This is a genomic window from Rhizobium sp. G187, from assembly GCF_051549525.1.
Lineage (GTDB): Bacteria > Pseudomonadota > Alphaproteobacteria > Rhizobiales > Rhizobiaceae > Allorhizobium.
On sequence record NZ_JBPUGM010000001.1, the window covers coordinates 384336 to 401804 of the forward strand.

Consider the following 17469-nt stretch of genomic DNA (forward strand, 5'->3'; position numbering starts at 1 on the left):
GTGGCGCCTTAGTTCAGGTCTGGAAGCTCGGTAACCTTGGCGATGAAGTTGGCAATGGCCTTGGTGTCATTAAGGTCGAAGACGGGCAGATCCGTATCCTTGACCGCATGATCAGCGGCGATTGCCTTGATGAAGGGGTCGGTGGGACTGAGCGGTTCACACTTGGCGGCGTCGCGCCGGCGGGCTTCGATCTTCGGCACGGGTTCGCGCTTGTAACCTTCTATCAGCACGAGGTCGCAGGGCCCGATGCGTGCCAGAATGTCCTCGAAACTTGGCTCGGGTGCGCCGCGCAACTCATGCATGATCGCGTAGCGGGTGCCGGAGACAATGACAACTTCATGGGCACCCGCGTGCCGGTGCCGGTAGCTGTCGGCCCCGACCTTGTCGATGTCGAAATCGTGGTGGGCGTGTTTGATGGTCGAGATGCGGTAACCGCGGGCGGTGAATTCCTCGACGAGGCGCACGGCCAGTCCCGTCTTGCCCGAGTTTTTCCAACCGGCGATACCGAAGATCCGCGGGCGTCCGGTCATGTCCAGAGTACCTCCGTCAGTCGATTCGCCTGTTCCAGATCGGCGGGAGTGTTGATGTTGAAAAACGGATCGATCGGGCCAAGCGATGTTGCCATTTCATCGAAGTGAACCGCCTTGTACCGATGTCGGTTGATGAAGTCGAAGACGCGCCGGTTATGCGGGTTCGACAGCCAGTCAGCCAGATCGTCTTTCAATGTGGCAGGCCATAGCGCGACGACGGGATGCAACCTGTCATGCGACGATGCCACGACAATGTCCTCGAGCTCTGCCTCCTCATAGAGCCGTCTGACAAGGTCGTCGGGGAAGAAGGGTGTGTCGACCGGAATTGTCAGCAGATGGGAGGCGTCTGGTTGGCGGATTTGCATGGCTTCCAGGCCGGCCAGGATGCCGGCGAGGGGGCCTGGACGGTCCGGAACCGTATCGCTGACATGACTATAGGCCGCGCCGATTGTGGACCCTTGAGGTAGGTTCAACCAGACAGGCGTGGTCTGGCGGGCGAGGCGCGCGGCAACCTGCTCGACGAGTGGCTGACCTTGGAGACGAAGGGCCGCTTTATCGCTGCCCATCCTGCGCGAGGCTCCGCCAGCGAGTACCAATCCGGGTATGGGTAACGATGTCGCCATAGTCAGCTTCCGAGGGTATCTGGCGGCAGGCGTTTCACAGCGGCTATGGCGCCAAGCGCCAGAACGCAGCAGAGCGTCATCACGATCAGGAGCGGCATCGCGCCCGTCTCTTCGGTGGTTATGGCAGAGGCTAGCCACGAGACGAGTGCGCCTCCGCCCATGGTGATTGCACCGCCGAGACCCGAGGCCGAGCCTGCGAGCTCCGGCCGGACGCTGACAATGCCAGCATTGGCGCTGGGCAGCGACAGACCGTTTCCGAAGCCGATCACCACCTGGGGACCAAAGAAGGCAAGGGCAGTGGTTGCGCCCTGCCAGAACAGCAACAGCGGGATTGCTGCTCCCACAAGGGCCACCAGGCCACCGGCTATCATCATCGTTTCCATGCCGAGAATGCGGGCGTAGCGCCCCGACAGATAATTGCCGCCGATATAGCCCACACCGATGAACATGAATTGCAGGCCGAGCATGCTCGGCGTCAGTCCCATCAGGTTGCCGCCGACGAAGGGCGCGCCGCCGAGAAAGGCGAAGAAGGCGCCCGTGGTGAAAGTGGCGGCAAGGGTGAATCCCCAGAAGCTTCCGGAGGTCAAGAGTTTCGGCCACGCCCTGAACTGCGAGCCGATGCTGACGCTTTTGTTGATATTCGTTTCACCCAGATCGCGCTGCACCAGCAGCAGGATGAATGCTGCTGCGATGAGGATGGCGACGAAATTCGAACGCCAGCCGAAGGTCTCGCTGAGCACGCCGCCGAGGGAGGGGCCGATCATCGGCACGAGCGTCATGCCCATGGTCACATAGCCGATCATCGACGCAGCCTGCTCAGCAGGGACCATATCCCGGATGATTGCGCGCGATAGCACCAGACCCGCCACGACGGCCGTCTGGAACATGCGGGCAGCAAGAAGACCTTCGAGCGATGTCGAGACGATGCATATCAGCGAGGCGAGGATCAGAATAACGAGCGAGCCCTGCAAAACGGGTCTGCGACCATAGAGATCGGAGAGTGGACCGATGATCAGCTGGACGAAGGCGGTCATGGCGATGTAGCCGGAGACCAGGATCTGTACGCTCGAATAGTCGACGCCGAGATCTTTCGCCATTGCCGGCATGGCGGGCAGGAAAATGTTCATGACCAAAGCCGAAAGACCTGCAATCGCCACCAGGGTCACGATATGCGGTGGCGTCGATGGGTCGAGAAATCGGCTCTGGGGCAAGGTCTATCCTTTGGGTGTGGCCTTCGAAAGCGACGTTCAGGCGGGGGAGCCTGGGTCGATCTTGCTGGCCAGCGCGGCCTTGCGCTTGTTTTCACGATAGAATGTATAAAGCCCCGAGCCTATGACAACCGTCGCGCCAATGACCATCCAGATATCCGGCACTTCGTCGAAGAACAGCATGCCCAGAGCTACGGCCCAGAGCAGACTTGTATAACGGAAGGGCGCGATGAAGGAGATTTCTCCGACCCGCATGGCCATGATCACGGCTTGATAGCCGGCAAAGAGGAAGACCGAGGCAATAGCCAGTTTCCCCAAGGTCCAGGCGGAAACGGGCTGCCAACCGCCGAAAAGAGGGGTAATCAGCAAACCCGCAATTGAGATAGAGGCGGCGGTGAACAGGGTCACGGTCAGTGACGAGACGGTCCGATCGATACGCCGGGTGACGAGATCCCGACCGGCAGCGGTGATGACGCTGAAGATCACGTAGACCGAGGCGACCGTGAAACCTTCTGGTCCAGGCTGGATGATGATCATCACGCCGAGGAAGCCGACAATGATGGCACCCCAGCGACGCCAGCCGACTGGCTCACCGAGAAAGAGTGCCGCACCCAACGTTACGGCCAGCGGCAGGGACTGCAGGATTGCGGACACATTGGCGAGCGGCACCTGACCTAACGCCATCAAAAAGCTGATGGCCGCAATCGTCTCGAAGGCGATCCGACACAGGATCAGCGGCTGGAGAATATTGCGGATATGATCAAGTGCGCCGAGCTTGCGGGCCACGACATAGACGAGCGCCGTGGTGAAAGCCCCCCGGATGAACATGATCTGGCCAATGGTCAGGTCGCCGGTCACGGATTTGGTCAGCGCGTCGTTGAAGGTGAAACCAGCCATCGAGACCGCCATCAACATGGCGCCTCGGCTGTTGTCGGATAATGCCATTGGTGAGTCCCGTGCTTGCGGGGCTGTTTTAGACCATGCGCGACCGCGACGGAACCGGGAACGCCTTGTGCATTGCACCAAAAAGTACATGTCGGCATTAACCATTGTGCAATCGACGCAACGGATGATCGAATTACGGTCGTGGCGATCCACTTGGGTCGCGCAATCCTTTATTTCTGTTCACTTATCGAGGTTGCAATGGGCTTTATCGATCGTCTCCTGCAGAGCCGCAGGATCGTTACCAAGGTTCTGCTGTTCGTCATTCCGCTCATTCTGCTGATCGCCGGCGTCGGCTTGCTCGGCTACAAGACCGCGACCATGTTGAACGGCCACATGACAGTGACCCGCGCAACCATCGGCAATATCAGCGATCTAGAGACGCTTCAGGCCGCCTTGCAGGAATTCAGTCTCGATCCGAGCGCGGAGCGTCAGGCTGCCCTTCTTGCGGCCGTCGACCGGCAGGAGGCCGGTCTTGCCGTCCTGGATGGCGTACTCTCCGCGCAGGCCCATAAGGCTGATCTTTCCGCACTTCGTGCTCTGAGCGCAGCCATGCGCGATCAGACCGCTGCCATGGCAACCAACAAGCAGGGCCGCGACAGGCTTGATGCCGATCTCTCCACGGCAGTCGATCGCCTGCAGACAGACGGGGCAGCTATCGTCAAACAGATCGATTTTGTCCGACAGGATCTTTCAGCCAAGGAACGCTTCGCCAAGGAGTTGCTCTTCGATGCATCGGCCTTCAAGACCTTGCTCGACCGCCTTGGCAAGCTGCGCGTGGGAGTCCAGATGGGTTTCACGCCGCAGGAGCAGTTGGCCGAAGCAAAGCTCTATGTCGAACCGCTGCAGCGCGACATTGTTCGTGCCGAAGCGATTGTCTCCGAAAAAGGCAAGGTGCGGGTTGGCGAGGTTTCGGCTGCGGTTGGCCAGATCGACGCCATTTTGAAGTCGACAGACAATGACGATACGCGTGCCCAGTCACTGAATAAGGTTCTCGCCGAGCTGGTTTTGATCGAGCAAAACATCACATTGCAAGCGGCCAAGAATGCCGACATCGCTGCTGATCGCTTCGTCAGTCTCGACAAGCTGGTGGCGGATCAGCGGGAATTGATGGGGCTCGTCGACCAGGTCGCGCTGGAAGTGGCAAGCCTCGAGTTGCGCATCGAGCAGTTGCGAACCGAATTGAGCGACGATAGCCGATCGCTGCTCATGGCCAATCTGGACGCTGTGACAAAAATGGCCGCCCGTATCTCCGAGCTTGGCGCCAAGAACAACAGCTTGAGAGATTTTGCCTCCAAGGTAGCGCCTTCGGTGAAGACTATCGAGACCGCGTCCGATGCCCGTCTGCAGGCGGAAGCTGAATGGCAGAGTTTGCGTCTCGATGCCAATCAGCGGGTGTCGGCCGCCATGGCTTCGCTGCGCGACTTCGTTTCGCAGGCTCAAGAGATAGGTCGTGAGGATAGCGAGCGATCGGCAACGATATCCGTTGTCACCATGGTTGTGGGGACGCTTCTGGCGATCATCGGGGCGTTGATGTTGATCGAGACGCTGCGTGGACCCCTGAAGCGGATCACGGGAGTCATGACCCGTCTGGCGGGTGGCGATCTGTCGATTGCTATCGACGGACGGGAACGGGGTGACGAGATCGGTGACATGGTCCGTTCCGTGACGGTTTTCCGCGATGCCGCGCTGGAGAACAGGCGGCTGGAAGAGGAGGCGACGGCGGCCCGGGCACGCTCCGAACAGGAGGGCCAGCAGCGGACGGCGGAGCGGGCACGTGTCGAAGCTGACCAGCGCGCAGCACTTCAGGCCTTGTCTACCGTTCTGGAGGCTTTGGCCGATGGCCAATTGAACGTCTCCATGCGGGATGATCTGCCGGCCGATTTTGTTGCCATGGCCGGAACCTACAACAAGGCCGTTGAGGCGCTGCGGGCGACCCTCGAAGAGGTGCGGGGTGCCAGCATCGATATCAACGCAGGCACGACCAATCTTGCCTCGCAGGCGGACGACCTCGCTCGCCGTACGGAGCAGCAGGCGGCCGCATTGGAAGAAAGCGTGCGGGCGCTGTCGCATCTGAGCAGCGTCGTCTCCTCAACGGCGGATGGTGCCGGGCGGACCGCGCATTCGGTCAATGCTGCGCGGGAGCAAGCGCGGCAGTCCGGTGAGGTGGTGCGCAAGGCGGTTGCTGCAATGGCAGAGATTCACCAGTCCTCCGGCAAGATTTCGACAATCATCGGCGTTATCGATGAGATTGCGTTCCAGACCAATCTCCTGGCCCTGAATGCCGGTGTCGAAGCCGCCCGTGCCGGTGAAGCTGGTCGGGGCTTTGCCGTGGTGGCACAGGAGGTGCGCGATCTGGCCCAGCGTTGCGCCAATGCGGCCAAGGAGATCAAGGCGCTGATCCAGGTGAGCGGAAGTCAGGTGCAGACGGGTGTTGCACTCGTTGAAAATACCGGTGTCGCGTTGCAGGCGATCATCGACCAGGTGGAAGAAGTTCAGGCGCTTGTCGAGTCGATCTCGTCGGCCACGCGCGAACAGTCGACCGGTATCAGCGAAGTGACGACGGCGGTCAGAGATGTTGAGCGGATTACGCAGCGCAATGCGGCGATGGTCGAGGAGAACAACGCCGAGATCCACGGACTTCGCCAGCGTGTCGAGATCCTGATGCAGAAAATCGCGCGTTTCAGCACGGATGTCGGGCAGGCCGACCGGAGCCGCCAACGTCGCTCGGCCTGAGACGGCCGCCCGTTGAAACTTTGGTCAGCCGCCCGTGACACTCATGTGGCGGCTGACAGCCGGCCGCTGCTGGCGGCGATCAATGATAAAGTCGTGGCCCTTCGGCTTGCGCGAAATGGCCTCGTCGATGGCAGCCGACAAGTAGCCGTCATCATCCGAAGCCCGCAATGCCGTGCGCAGGTCGGCTGCATCGTCCTGGCCAAGACACATGTACAGCGTGCCAGTACAGGTAAGGCGCACGCGATTGCAGCTCTCGCAGAAGTTATGGGTGAGGGGTGTGATGAAGCCGAGCCGCCCACCCGTTTCCTTGACCTCGACATAGCGGGCCGGTCCACCGGTCCGGAACGGGATATCGGTCAGGGTGAAACGAGCTTCGAGTTCTCTGCGGACCTGTGACAGCGGCAGGTAACGGTCCGTCCTGTCCTCACTGATCTCGCCCATTGGCATGGTTTCGATCAGGGTCAGTTCCATGCCCTCTCCATGGGCGAAGCTGATAAGATCGGGAATCTCGGTTTCGTTGAAATCTTTGAGTGCCACCGCGTTGAGCTTGATCGAGATCCCAGCGGCCTGGGCAGCCCGAATGCCCTCCATGACCCGTTCAATCTCGCCCCAGCGTGTGATCTGGCGAAACTTGTCAGGGTCGAGCGTATCAATCGACACATTGATCCGCTTCACCCCGCAAGCCGCCAGTTCCTCGGCATGGCGGGCAAGCTGGGAGCCGTTGGTCGTCAGCGTCAATTCATCAAGTCCTTCTCCCAGGTGACGGGAGAGGCCCCTGATCAGATGCATGATGTTCTTGCGCACGAGCGGCTCGCCGCCGGTCAGGCGGAGCCGGCGCACGCCCTTCTCAATGAAGGCCGAACAGAGACGATCGAGCTCTTCCAGCGTCAACAGATCCTTCTTCGGCAAGAAGGTCATGTTTTCGGACATGCAATAGGTGCAGCGAAAATCACAGCGGTCGGTGACCGAAACGCGCAGGTAACTAACTGATCGGCCGAAGGGGTCGATCATGGGTGCTTTGACATTGGCAAGTGCTGTCGCAGCACTCCAGGCGCCGGGTGTCTGGTCCAAGGTTTCTCTCCCTTTTCTCCAATGTGGAGCTTGCTCCGCAGAGCGTCAAGCTTTGCGCATCAATCGCTGTGAATTAGGCTTGCGCGCACTGAGGCTTGACCCTAACTGTCGCGCCTGAGGCAACTGAAAGGACGTGCCGTGAACGATCTCTGGCCCACCGAATTGAAGGTTTCCAAGGACCGCAGGCTGCTGACGGTCAGCTTCAACGACGGCATCGCCGTATCCCTGCCGGCGGAAATGCTGCGCGTGTTGTCTCCCTCTGCTGAAGTTCAGGGACATGGGCCTGGTCAGAAAGTGACGGTGCCGGGTAAACGCCATGTTGCCATCAGGGCTATGGTGCCGACCGGAAATTATGCGGTTCGGATCGCCTTCGATGACGGCCATGATACCGGCATCTTTACCTGGGTCTATCTTCGCGAACTCGGTACAAGCGGCGAAAGCCAGTTTGCCGATTATGAGCGCGATCTTGCCCAAAAGGGCCTCAGCCGGGATCCCCGCTGACGGTTTCAGTCCGATACTACATCACCATCTGAAGCGAGCATCCGCTGGATCAGGCGATCCATGTGGTCGGCGATCATGCTGCAGTCCTCGACCGGTGTGACGGAGAGTGTCCGCTCGATCAGGTCTGTCTGGATATGCATTGCTTTCTCGGTCAGTGCTCTGCCGGCTGGGGTCAGGTATAGCCGCAAGATGCGCTTGTCCTTCTGATCGGGGCGTCGTTCAAGCAGCTCGCGCTTTTCCATCTGCGGCAAGAGCATGCTCATGTTCGAGCGACCGACCAAGAGCTTTCGGGCCAGTTCCTGCTGCGAAATGCCTTCGAACCGATAGAGGTTGACCAGAATGTCGAGATGGGGGGGCTTGAGGTCGAGGGGGCTTAGCGCTCGCGCCAGTGTTTGCTGCATCAACTGACAGGCCCGGCCAACCGCAATCCAGCTGCGAAATCGCGGATGATCCCAAGGGAAGGCTTGATTTTTCGTCATTCTCGTTCTTTATTGTTCAGCATTGAACATTAATGTGGGATTCTCACTATGGCATCTCTGGCTCACAAGGTCACCCGTCTGACGCTTTCGCAGCTTGAACGTGTGGCGCCGGCGGCCTCCGGTCGGCTGGCCTTCGAGCTTTTTTGCCTGACGCCGTCGCGCAAGCCGAAGGGCTCAAAGGCGCGGGAGGCGTTTGACGTCGGGCGGGAACGTCTTCGCGGCGCGATCGTAACGAAGCTCGCCTTGTCGAAGGGGATGGCAGCGATGCACCACTGGCCGCAATCATCGGGGGATCCGTCGCCTGCGCGGGTTCTCGTGGTTCACGGTTGGGGCTCGCGTGCGGAATATCTTTCTGCCTTGGCGGTCGGACTGCGCCAGGCAGGTGCGGATGTGGTTCTCCTCGATCTTCCGGGGCATGGTGCGTCCAGTGGCCGGCGACTCGATCTGCGTATCGCAACGGAGGCGATCCTTGCGGCTGAACGGCAATTCGGCGCTTTTGACGGTGTCGTCGGGCATTCCTTTGGCGGTGCGGCCGTGATGATGGCAGCCGGGGGCGTGTTTGCTGATATCGGCACGCTAAAGGCAAGGCGCATTGCCCTGATCGGGTCGCCATCGAGCATGGCGGACGTGTTCAATGGTTTTGCCAAAAGCGTCGGGCTCGGGCGTACCAGCATCGCTGCCATGCGCTCGCGTGCCTTCGATCTTGTCGGATGCAGCGTTGATGAACTTGATGGTGTGTCAGTTGCGCGCCGTATTGATCGGCCGCTTCTCGTCGTCCATGCCGAGGACGACAAGGAAGTGCATGTCGGTCATGCGCAGCGCTATATCGGGGTATCTCCCCATGTCCGGCATCTTTGGGCCAATGGCCACGGGCATCGCCGTATTGTCAGTGCCGCCGAGGTGATTTCGGCTGTCGGAGATTTCCTGTTGCGTGAAATGCCTCCGCACGAGAGTGTGCGGCGGGCATCGTCGTGACTCTGTCACATCCCGTGCCTAAGTCGAAAAATACCAAGGGCTTGGAAGGGAAGACGGCATGACCATTATTCGCGACGTCGATCAGTTGAAGGCCTATTATGGCGATGTCACCGAGGCGTCGACTGCCAAGGTCACGCATAGCCTGACGGCGCCTTATCGCCAGATGATCGAGGCGTCGCCCTTTGTCGCCTTGGCAACCGTTGGGCCTGAAGGGCTCGATTGTTCGCCGCGCGGCGACGCTGGGTCTGTCGTCAGGATCGAGAGTGATCGCGAGTTGGCCCTACCCGATTGGCGTGGCAACAACCGGATCGATTCGCTCATCAATGTCGTTCGCGATCCGCGGGTGGCGCTGATGTTTCTCATTCCAGGTTCGGCAAGCGTGATGCGTGTGAATGGTCGGGCCGTGGTCTCGGTTGAGCCTGGTCTGCTTGCGAGCTTCGTGATGGATGGACGTCATCCGCGCAGCGTGATCCTGGTTTCGATCGATGAGGTGTATTTCCAGTGCGCTCGTGCCGTCATGCGTGCCGGGCTCTGGAACGCCGAGGCACATGTGGCAGCTGCCAGCCTGCCGACGCCCGGCGAGATGTTGAAGGCGGCGAAGGCTGATTTCGATCAGGAGACCTATGATCGCGAATGGCCAGTCAGAGCTTCGAAGACCATGTGGTGACGGGCGCGCTGGAAGGTGCAGCTCAGCGCTTGTAAAGCAGCCAGCTCTTGGTGAAGTCCTTTTTCATGCCGTCCTCAAAGCCAAAGGTCCGGTTGCGACCATTGTTCTTGGCACAATAGAGAGCGGTATCGGCCTTTGAATAGAGCTCACCTGCATCCTCGGATTCGGCTGCCATGGAGTAGCCGAGCGACAGTGTGATCGGGCCGTAATTGACGCCTGTCTTTGAGTTCTTGAACGGCGTGCTTTCCAGCGCCAGCCTGATCTTCTCGCCCATCTGGTGCACTTCTTCGGCGGTATAGCCTTCGATGATTACGGCAAATTCCTCGCCGCCCGTGCGAGCGACAAAAGATTCTTTGCGAACATTGCTGCGAATGATCGTCGCCACGGTTGCCAGGATTTTGTCGCCGACCGGGTGACCATAGAGATCGTTGACCTTCTTGAAGTGGTCAATGTCGGCCAGAAGCAAGGCTGCCAACGGTCGCTCTCCGCTTGCGTAGACGGAAGCGAGCTTCTCGTCGAAGGCGCGGCGGTTGGAAAGTCGTGTGAGTGAATCGGTGTTGGCGATCCGCTTGTATTCGTCGAGTTCGCGGCGAACCTCATCCATTTCCTGGGAGCGTTGCGACATCTGCTCCACGGTCTGCTCGCCATGCGCCATGGTGTTGCCCGTCGCTTCGCTCAGCACGGCTATGGCGTTGCGCAAGATGTCGGTGCTGTTGGAATTCTTCGAGCTGATGCGGCTGTAGGTTTCGCCGAGGAGGCGATTGTAGCTTTCGAGCGAGGATTGTTCCTGGCGCAAAAGCCGAAGCAATGCTTCCAGTTCACCGATCAGCTTGCCGTGCGCGCTTTCGATCTTTTCCTGCTGATTGCCGAAATGCTGTTCACGCAGCTGATCGATCTCGTCCTGTGTCGCACGACTTCCCAGTGACACCAGGTCCCGGGTCAGCGCAGGATTGGAGCCGATATAGGCCTCATAGAAGAGTTCATAGTTGCGCGGAATTGGAGCGACGCCCATGGAGCGCATGGCAAAGGCAATCTGCGCCGAAACGTCCGGTGTCTGGATCTTTGGCGGTTGTGCCGTCGTCATTCGGCAAGCTCCAATCTCGTCGCCCCTTTTTCAAGGCTCCAGATTCAGTAGCGTAAAATTCTTGGTAAAGAATTAATGGCCGGGCAACGATATGTCACTGGTGCAAAATTGGCGAGGGCTTGAGGTGGCGCCCCAAGCCCTTCTTTTCATGAAAAATCCAATTGCGCCCCCATGGCCGCGCCGGCCTGACGTTAGCCGAGGTTAAACTCCTGGAAAAAGTCGTTGCCCTTGTCGTCGGTAACGATAAAGGCGGGGAAGTCTTCGACCTCGATCTTCCAAACAGCTTCCATACCGAGCTCCGGATATTCGAGCACCTCGACATGTCTGATGCAGTCCTGGGCGAGGCGCGCCGCAGGGCCGCCGATGGAGCCGAGATAAAAGCCGCCATGGGTCTTGCAGGCTTCGCGCACGGCGCGTGAGCGATTCCCTTTCGCCAACATCACCATGGAACCGCCGAAGGACTGGAACTGGTCGACATAGCTGTCCATGCGGCCGGCTGTTGTCGGCCCGAAGGAGCCTGAGGCATAACCGGTCGGCGTCTTGGCAGGACCTGCATAATAGACCGGATGGTTCTTCATGTAGTCGGGCATGCCTTCGCCCTTTTCCAGTCGTTCGCGGATCTTGGAGTGGGCGAGGTCGCGCGCGACGATGATTGTTCCTGTCAACGAGAGCCGTGTCTTGACCGGATGCTTGCTGAGTTCGCTCAGGATCGCCGCCATCGGCTGGTTCAGGTCGATCTTGACGACGGAAGAGGAAAGGGCGCTTTCGTCGATTTCCGGCATGTATTTCGACGGATCGGTTTCGAGCTGTTCGATGAAGATGCCGTCACGCGTGATCTTGCCCTTCGCCTGGCGGTCGGCGGAACAGCTGACGCCGAGGCCGATCGGTAGCGATGCGCCGTGGCGGGGCAGGCGGATGACACGCACGTCGTGACAGAAATACTTGCCACCAAACTGAGCGCCGACCCCGAGCGACTGGGTCAGCTTGTGGATTTCCTTTTCCATTTCCAGGTCGCGGAAGGCGTGGCCGGTCTCTGAGCCCTCAGTCGGCAGATTGTCGAGGTAGCGCGCCGAAGCGAGCTTGACGGTCTTCAGCGTCATTTCGGCGGAAAGCCCACCGATCACGATCGCCAGATGGTAGGGCGGACAGGCTGCCGTCCCTAGCGTGAGGATCTTCTCCTTGAGGAAGTCGATCATGCGGTCGTGGGTCAGGAGCGATGGCGTCCCCTGATAAAGGAATGTCTTGTTGGCAGACCCGCCGCCCTTCGCCATGAACAAGAACTTGTAGGCGTCTTCGCCTTCTTCATAGAGGTCGATCTGCGCTGGCAGGTTCGTTTTGGTGTTTTTTTCCTCGAACATCTTGATCGGTGCGAGCTGTGAATAGCGCAGGTTCCGACGCTCATAGGCATCGCGCACGCCCGTCGCCAGGGCTTCATAGTCACCGCCATCGGTCCAGACCTTGCGGCCCTTCTTGCCCATGACGATTGCCGTACCTGTGTCCTGGCACATCGGCAGGATGCCACCTGCCGCGATGTTTGCATTCTTCAGCAGATCGTAGGCGACGAAGCGGTCGTTGTCGGTCGCTTCTGGGTCTTCGAGGATTGCGGCCAGTTGTTTCAGGTGGCCAGGTCGAAGAAGATGGTTGATGTCCGAGAGCGCAGTTTCGGCCAGGAGCCTCAAGCCCTCCGGTTCCACGGTCAGGATCTCCTCACCCTTGAAAGTCTCGACCGACACATGGTCGGAGGTAATCTTGCGATAGGGAGTGTTGTCTTCACCAAGGGGAAACAGATCGTCTGCCATCACGGGGCCTTTCGCGGCAAGGGCTGGAAAGCTCGGTGGTTTAAGGGCAAGCGCTTAATATTTCAATGCACCGAAAGCTGGGGGCGTCGGGTTGTATTCTTGTGCGAATTTCTCCACAAACGATATGTTTCTTTATGAATATTGCAGCGCTCAGGGAGCAAAAATGACATCCGACAGGAAACGCCGGCGGAAGTGGTATCACTCGATCGTGGCCCGGATCTTCATGATCAGTTTTGTCTGCATCCACCTGCCCCTGATCGCCTTGCTGATCACGTTTCAGTCAGTCTCGGAACCCGGCGGAACGGCTCTGGTCCTTGCCGTTCTGTTCGCAACGCTTGTCGGAACGCTGTCATGTATCGGCGGCATGTGGTTGCTGACGGCGCCGCTGCGCAAGCTTGCAGCGGTTATCACGACCTATCGGATCAACGGCAGCTTTGCTGATGAAATGCTCGACAAGCGCGGCGATGACGAGATTGCCGTCGTGACGCGGGCCGTCTGCGGTATGGTTGGCGAGATCACCGCATTGGCCGAGCGCGTGGAAGGCAAGGCCGCACTTGATCCGCTGACCGGGCTGCTGAACGGCAGCGCTGCTTACAGTGTTCAGGTCGATCGACTGACACGTCTGTCGGGTTCAGCAGCGCCCGTGACTGTTGTCGTGTTCGAACTTGAAGAAATGGATGTGGTGAAAAACATCCATGGGCGTGAAACGGGTGACCTTGCCCTTGTTGCAGTGGGCGATATCGTTAGGCAGTTGTTGCAGGAGCGCCATATCGCTGCGCGCATGTCCGGCAAGACTTTCGTCTTGCTTTTTCCGGGAGATATGCCGGCGGAAGTTTTGTCGATTTGTGAGCGCATCCGCCTCGCGGTCGACCGCCTGGAGGTCGGGCCTCTGGAGCGTGGTGATATGCGGGTCACCTTCGGCCTTTCTGTGCGCGGTCCGGGAGACGCGATTGCGGATCTGATCCACAAAGCAGACATGGCGCTATTCCGGGCCAAGGACACCAATCGTACCGGCCTTGAAGCGCTGGAGGTCTAATAGTATCTGCGGCGCGGCAGATGCCGCGCCGTGTTGCTGGTGAATGATGTCATCGAGGTCCGATCATCAGCTCCGGACGCACATATTCGTCGAACTCTTCATTGGTCAGATAGCCGCCGCCGACAGCTTCTTCGCGCAGTGTCGTGCCGTTGCGATGTGCGGTCTTGGCGATCTTTGCGCAGGTGTCATACCCCAGGCGCGCGTTCAGCGCCGTCACCAGCATCAGAGAATTTTCGACGCCTCGGGCGATGTTGTCCTCCCGGGCCTCGATGCCGACGACGCAATTGTCGGTGAAGGACATCGCGGCGTCTCCGAGCAACTGGACCGACTGAAGGAAATTATAAGCCATCATCGGATTGAAGACGTTGAGTTCGAAGTGGCCTTGGCTGCCTGCAAAGGTGATCGCGGCATTGTTGCCGAAGATATGGGCGCAGACCTGGGTCAGGGCTTCGGACTGGGTCGGATTGACCTTTCCCGGCATGATGGAGGAGCCCGGCTCGTTTTCGGGCAGTGCCAGTTCTCCGAGGCCGGCGCGGGGCCCGGAGCCGAGGAAGCGGATGTCGTTCGCGATCTTGAACAGGGCAGCCGCAGCCGCGTTGATGGCGCCATGGGAAAAGACCATGGCATCATGGGCTGCCAGCGCCTCGAACTTGTTCGGTGCGGTCACGAAGGGCAAGTGGGTGATGGCTGCGATTTCCTCGGCTACCTTTTCGGCAAAGCCAATCGGCGCGTTCAGTCCCGTGCCGACAGCCGTTCCGCCTTGGGCAAGCTCGTAAAGGCCGGGGAGGGTGAGTTCGATCCGCTTGATCGAGGATGCGACCTGGGCTGAGTAACCGGAGAATTCCTGGCCGAGGGTCAGCGGCGTTGCGTCCTGCGTGTGCGTGCGGCCGATCTTGATGATATGCGCAAAATCGCGCGCCTTGGCATCGAGGGCAGCGTGAAGATGTTTCAGGGCCGGCAGAAGGTGGTGGACGATGTGCTCGGCCGAGGCGATGTGCATGGCCGTCGGATAGGTGTCGTTCGACGACTGGCTCATGTTAACGTGGTCGTTGGGATGGACGGGCTTTTTCGAGCCCATCTCTCCACCCAGCATCTCGATTGCGCGGTTCGAGATGACTTCATTGGCATTCATGTTCGACTGCGTGCCAGATCCCGTCTGCCAGACGACCAGCGGGAAGTGGGCGTCGAGCTTGCCGTCGATCACCTCCTGGGCGGCTGCGATAATCGCGTTGCCGATATCGTGTGGCAGCTTGCCGAGTGCCATGTTCGCGCGCGCCGCTGCCTGCTTGACGATGCCGAGCGCCCGCACCACTGGCAGAGGCTGCTTTTCCCAGCCGATCTTGAAGTTGCCGAGTGAACGCTCGGCCTGTGCACCCCAATAGCGGTCGGCAACAACCTCTATAGGGCCGAAAGTATCAGTTTCTGTGCGGAGTGCCATTGGATGTCATCCTTCTGTCGGCTCGGTCGGTATCAGGTCTGGATTTAGGTGTGTACGCCCCGGATACAAGCAGGTCTCAATCTTGATTGGCTAAGTCAACTAATGAATATCCCAGCTTTCATCCTCCGCCACACATTTGTCCGGACCCTGTCATATTTGGGTGACGCCTGCCCGCAATCTGCCATCACAGTGAGAGCGATCACTGCAACCCTGTGAACGAATGTTTAAGGTTTAGGGAAATTTAACTGATGGTCACGCCTAGTTCCGATGCAGCACATCATCAGGGCCTATCGTGTCACGCGAAGTTGACCGAGAGAGTTACCGGCTCGATTGGGCGGCCAACTTTTCAAGCAATCGCCGATCGCCTAAAGATCAGCACGAATGCCCGCATGGGCGGTGAGTCCTTGGGACTCAGATGGAAGAGACGAGAGTGAGAATGACGATAAACCGCAGCGCCATGTTCACGGCCTTCCTGGCGGTCACCACCGTGCTCGGCGGCATGCCCAGCCAAGCCGATGCAACGACGCTTCTTGATCTTCTGCGCGGCGGGCCAGGAAGACAGGCAAGGCAGCAGCAGCAGTCGGCTCCGATGAGCCTCGAACAGCAGGCGCGCGGCGGCCTGGAGATGGGTGATCCGGAACCTTTGCCGAAGGTGAAGGGACCGCAGTATTATACCTACAAGCCTGAAGCGACGAGGCTGATTGCGATCAAGGCCTCAGCGCCTTCGAATGCTCCTTCGACACCTGCCGCTGTCGGTAGTGCTGATGTCGCAGCGCCATTTGTCGCGCCGACGACCACCGCGCCGCTCGAGCCTCGCAGTTTTGCGGCAGAGGTTAAGGTGCGCGCTACCGATGACGTGGCCAAGGTCGTCGAAGCCTATTATTCGGATCCACAGAAGCCGCTGATCTGGGTCACGCCGAACGGTGTGAGCGAGCGTGGCCGTCAGATGCTGGATGCCTTGACGGAAGCCGACCAATTCGGTCTTTCGCCCGAAGACTATGCTCTGACTGCTCCTGCTGCCGTCAATGATCCGGCGGATCCCAACCGCGCGCTGCGTGATCTCATGTCATTCGAACTGGCTCTCTCGGCCAAAGTTCTCACTTACGTGCAGGATACGACGCGAGGCCGTATCGATCCGAACCGGATCTCCGGCTACTATGATTTCAAGCGCAAGTCGGTGAATCTTGCGCCGGTGCTTGATATGCTGCGTCGCAGCCCAGATGTGGCGGCCTATTTGCGTTCGCGCAATCCGCAGAGCCCACAGTTCGTCGCCATGCGCGATGAGCTCGCGCGGCTCCGGGCGGAAGACAGTCAGGCCAGTGCGCAGCCCATCACCGTTGCGGCCGGCACCGTGGTGAAGCCGGGAGAGGCCAATCCCGAACTGGTGAATGTGGTTGGCGCGATCAAGCAGGTGGCGTCGGAGGCTGTGCTCAAGGATCATGCTGAGACCTTCACGGCATTTGGTCAAAGCACGCAGTACGGTCCCGAACTGGTCGAGCTGGTTAAGGCCTTCCAAAAGGAGCGTGGGCTGAAGCCTGATGGTGTGGTCGGCCCAGCGACGATCCGCGCCATGACTGGCCACAGCAATGCCGAGAAGATCGAGAAGCTGAAGGTTGCCATGGAAGCTGTCCGCTGGTTGCCGGCGGATCTGGGGCAGCGTTACGTCTTCATCAACCAGCCCGCCTTCAACGTCTATTACATCAACGAGGGTCGCGAGCAGCTGTCGATGCGCGTTGTCGTCGGATCGAAGGCGAACCAGACCTATTTCTTCCAGGACCAGATCCAGACGGTCGAGTTCAACCCTTATTGGGGCGTACCGAAGTCCATCATCGTCAACGAGATGCTCCCGAAGCTACGGCAGGACCCTTCTTATCTTGATCGCCTAGGCTACGAAGTCTCCTATGGCGGCCGCAAGGTCGCGTCGAGCCAGGTTGACTGGTACAGCACGCATGCCGTCGACGTGCGCCAGCCACCGGGTGGCGACAATGCGCTGGGCGAGTTGAAGATCCTGTTCCCGAATGATCATGCGATCTACATGCATGACACGCCATCGAAGAGCTATTTCAAGCGTGACATGCGCGCCCTCAGCCATGGTTGCGTGCGCCTTGCAGAGCCGCGTGTGATGGCAGCTGCCGTCATGGGCACAACCGTCGAGGAAATTGGTCGACAGATCGCGACAGGTCAGAACCGCGCCGTTCAGGTTCCCCAGAAGATCCCGGTCTATGTGTCCTATTTCACGGCATGGCCGGACAAGAACGGTGTGGTTCAGTATTTTGACGACGTCTATGGGCGCGATACAGCTACGCAGAAGGCTTTCAAGGTGACGACGGACGCGCGCACACCGCGGGCTTGACGAGGCGAGCAATTGAAATGGCGGGCA

Annotated in this window: 15 protein-coding genes; 6 read left to right on the top strand and 9 right to left on the bottom strand. The window is 59.4% G+C overall.

Annotated elements, in window-relative coordinates:
• Positions 1 to 8 precede the first annotated feature (8 nt).
• The 4 genes from mobB to ACSV9I_RS01815 are packed head-to-tail and all read right to left on the bottom strand — an operon-like array spanning position 9 to position 3306.
• Positions 9 to 530 (bottom strand): molybdopterin-guanine dinucleotide biosynthesis protein B, encoded by a 522-nt coding sequence (gene mobB / locus ACSV9I_RS01800; RefSeq protein WP_438326769.1) that lies wholly within the window; start codon positions 528 to 530, stop codon positions 9 to 11.
• Positions 527 to 1153, bottom strand: a complete 627-nt coding sequence (gene mobA, locus ACSV9I_RS01805) for a molybdenum cofactor guanylyltransferase MobA (RefSeq protein ID WP_438326771.1) — start codon at positions 1151 to 1153, stop codon at positions 527 to 529. Before mobA ends, mobB begins: the two co-directional genes overlap by 4 nt.
• A gap of 2 nt (positions 1154 to 1155) precedes the next feature.
• The gene (locus ACSV9I_RS01810) at positions 1156 to 2364 is read right to left on the bottom strand and encodes a multidrug effflux MFS transporter (protein ID WP_438326772.1); all 1209 of its coding nucleotides are present in this window, start codon (positions 2362 to 2364) and stop codon (positions 1156 to 1158) included.
• A 36-nt stretch (positions 2365 to 2400) separates the two neighbouring features.
• On the bottom strand, positions 2401 to 3306 hold the full coding sequence (locus ACSV9I_RS01815; RefSeq protein ID WP_438326774.1) for a DMT family transporter: 906 nt from the start codon (positions 3304 to 3306) through the stop codon (positions 2401 to 2403).
• A 198-nt stretch (positions 3307 to 3504) separates the two neighbouring features.
• On the opposite strand from ACSV9I_RS01815, the gene ACSV9I_RS01820 reads away from it, so the two are divergent.
• Positions 3505 to 6039 (top strand): methyl-accepting chemotaxis protein, encoded by a 2535-nt coding sequence (locus ACSV9I_RS01820; protein ID WP_438326777.1) that lies wholly within the window; start codon positions 3505 to 3507, stop codon positions 6037 to 6039.
• 24 nt (positions 6040 to 6063) lie between these two features.
• Here ACSV9I_RS01820 and moaA read toward each other — a convergent pair whose 3' ends face one another.
• A complete protein-coding gene (gene moaA / locus ACSV9I_RS01825; protein WP_438327662.1) occupies positions 6064 to 7050 on the bottom strand; it encodes a GTP 3',8-cyclase MoaA in 987 nt (328 codons plus the stop codon).
• Positions 7051 to 7248: 198 nt separating this feature from the next.
• Here moaA and ACSV9I_RS01830 point away from each other — a divergent pair, with 198 nt between their 5' ends.
• On the top strand, positions 7249 to 7611 hold the full coding sequence (locus ACSV9I_RS01830) for a gamma-butyrobetaine hydroxylase-like domain-containing protein (RefSeq protein WP_438326779.1): 363 nt from the start codon (positions 7249 to 7251) through the stop codon (positions 7609 to 7611).
• Between the two features lie 5 nt (positions 7612 to 7616).
• On the opposite strand, the gene ACSV9I_RS01835 is transcribed toward ACSV9I_RS01830, so the two are convergent.
• A complete protein-coding gene (locus tag ACSV9I_RS01835) occupies positions 7617 to 8090 on the bottom strand; it encodes a MarR family winged helix-turn-helix transcriptional regulator (protein ID WP_054158712.1) in 474 nt (157 codons plus the stop codon).
• 48 nt (positions 8091 to 8138) lie between these two features.
• On the opposite strand from ACSV9I_RS01835, the gene ACSV9I_RS01840 reads away from it, so the two are divergent.
• Positions 8139 to 9065 (top strand): alpha/beta hydrolase, encoded by a 927-nt coding sequence (locus tag ACSV9I_RS01840; RefSeq protein WP_438326782.1) that lies wholly within the window; start codon positions 8139 to 8141, stop codon positions 9063 to 9065.
• A gap of 58 nt (positions 9066 to 9123) precedes the next feature.
• Positions 9124 to 9732 (top strand): pyridoxamine 5'-phosphate oxidase family protein, encoded by a 609-nt coding sequence (locus ACSV9I_RS01845; protein WP_438326784.1) that lies wholly within the window; start codon positions 9124 to 9126, stop codon positions 9730 to 9732.
• Between the two features lie 22 nt (positions 9733 to 9754).
• Here the strand turns inward: ACSV9I_RS01845 and ACSV9I_RS01850 are convergent, their stop codons facing one another.
• Complete coding sequence (locus tag ACSV9I_RS01850; protein ID WP_438326786.1) at positions 9755 to 10816, bottom strand: GGDEF domain-containing protein; 1062 nt, start codon at positions 10814 to 10816, stop codon at positions 9755 to 9757.
• A gap of 191 nt (positions 10817 to 11007) precedes the next feature.
• A complete protein-coding gene (locus ACSV9I_RS01855; RefSeq protein ID WP_438326787.1) occupies positions 11008 to 12615 on the bottom strand; it encodes a fumarate hydratase in 1608 nt (535 codons plus the stop codon).
• A gap of 163 nt (positions 12616 to 12778) precedes the next feature.
• Between ACSV9I_RS01855 and ACSV9I_RS01860 the strand changes: the two genes are divergently transcribed.
• Complete coding sequence (locus ACSV9I_RS01860) at positions 12779 to 13651, top strand: GGDEF domain-containing protein (protein WP_438326788.1); 873 nt, start codon at positions 12779 to 12781, stop codon at positions 13649 to 13651.
• Between the two features lie 49 nt (positions 13652 to 13700).
• Here the strand turns inward: ACSV9I_RS01860 and fumC are convergent, their stop codons facing one another.
• Positions 13701 to 15089 carry a class II fumarate hydratase gene (fumC, locus tag ACSV9I_RS01865; protein ID WP_438326790.1) on the bottom strand — a complete coding sequence of 463 codons (1389 nt, stop codon included), beginning with the start codon at positions 15087 to 15089 and terminating at the stop codon, positions 13701 to 13703.
• Between the two features lie 436 nt (positions 15090 to 15525).
• Here fumC and ACSV9I_RS01870 point away from each other — a divergent pair, with 436 nt between their 5' ends.
• On the top strand, positions 15526 to 17442 hold the full coding sequence (locus ACSV9I_RS01870) for a L,D-transpeptidase family protein (protein WP_438326792.1): 1917 nt from the start codon (positions 15526 to 15528) through the stop codon (positions 17440 to 17442).
• Positions 17443 to 17469: the final 27 nt, after the last annotated feature.

Coding starts and splice junctions, on each gene's coding strand:
- moaA (WP_438327662.1), bottom strand. CDS start 7,050: ATGATCGACCCCTTCGGCCGATCAGTTAGTTACCTGCGCGTTTCGGTC.
- mobA (WP_438326771.1), bottom strand. CDS start 1,153: ATGGCGACATCGTTACCCATACCCGGATTGGTACTCGCTGGCGGAGCC.
- ACSV9I_RS01835 (WP_054158712.1), bottom strand. CDS start 8,090: ATGACGAAAAATCAAGCCTTCCCTTGGGATCATCCGCGATTTCGCAGC.
- ACSV9I_RS01815 (WP_438326774.1), bottom strand. CDS start 3,306: ATGGCATTATCCGACAACAGCCGAGGCGCCATGTTGATGGCGGTCTCG.
- ACSV9I_RS01860 (WP_438326788.1), top strand. CDS start 12,779: ATGACATCCGACAGGAAACGCCGGCGGAAGTGGTATCACTCGATCGTG.
- mobB (WP_438326769.1), bottom strand. CDS start 530: ATGACCGGACGCCCGCGGATCTTCGGTATCGCCGGTTGGAAAAACTCG.
- ACSV9I_RS01855 (WP_438326787.1), bottom strand. CDS start 12,615: ATGGCAGACGATCTGTTTCCCCTTGGTGAAGACAACACTCCCTATCGC.
- fumC (WP_438326790.1), bottom strand. CDS start 15,089: ATGGCACTCCGCACAGAAACTGATACTTTCGGCCCTATAGAGGTTGTT.
- ACSV9I_RS01845 (WP_438326784.1), top strand. CDS start 9,124: ATGACCATTATTCGCGACGTCGATCAGTTGAAGGCCTATTATGGCGAT.
- ACSV9I_RS01850 (WP_438326786.1), bottom strand. CDS start 10,816: ATGACGACGGCACAACCGCCAAAGATCCAGACACCGGACGTTTCGGCG.
- ACSV9I_RS01820 (WP_438326777.1), top strand. CDS start 3,505: ATGGGCTTTATCGATCGTCTCCTGCAGAGCCGCAGGATCGTTACCAAG.
- ACSV9I_RS01840 (WP_438326782.1), top strand. CDS start 8,139: ATGGCATCTCTGGCTCACAAGGTCACCCGTCTGACGCTTTCGCAGCTT.
- ACSV9I_RS01870 (WP_438326792.1), top strand. CDS start 15,526: ATGACGATAAACCGCAGCGCCATGTTCACGGCCTTCCTGGCGGTCACC.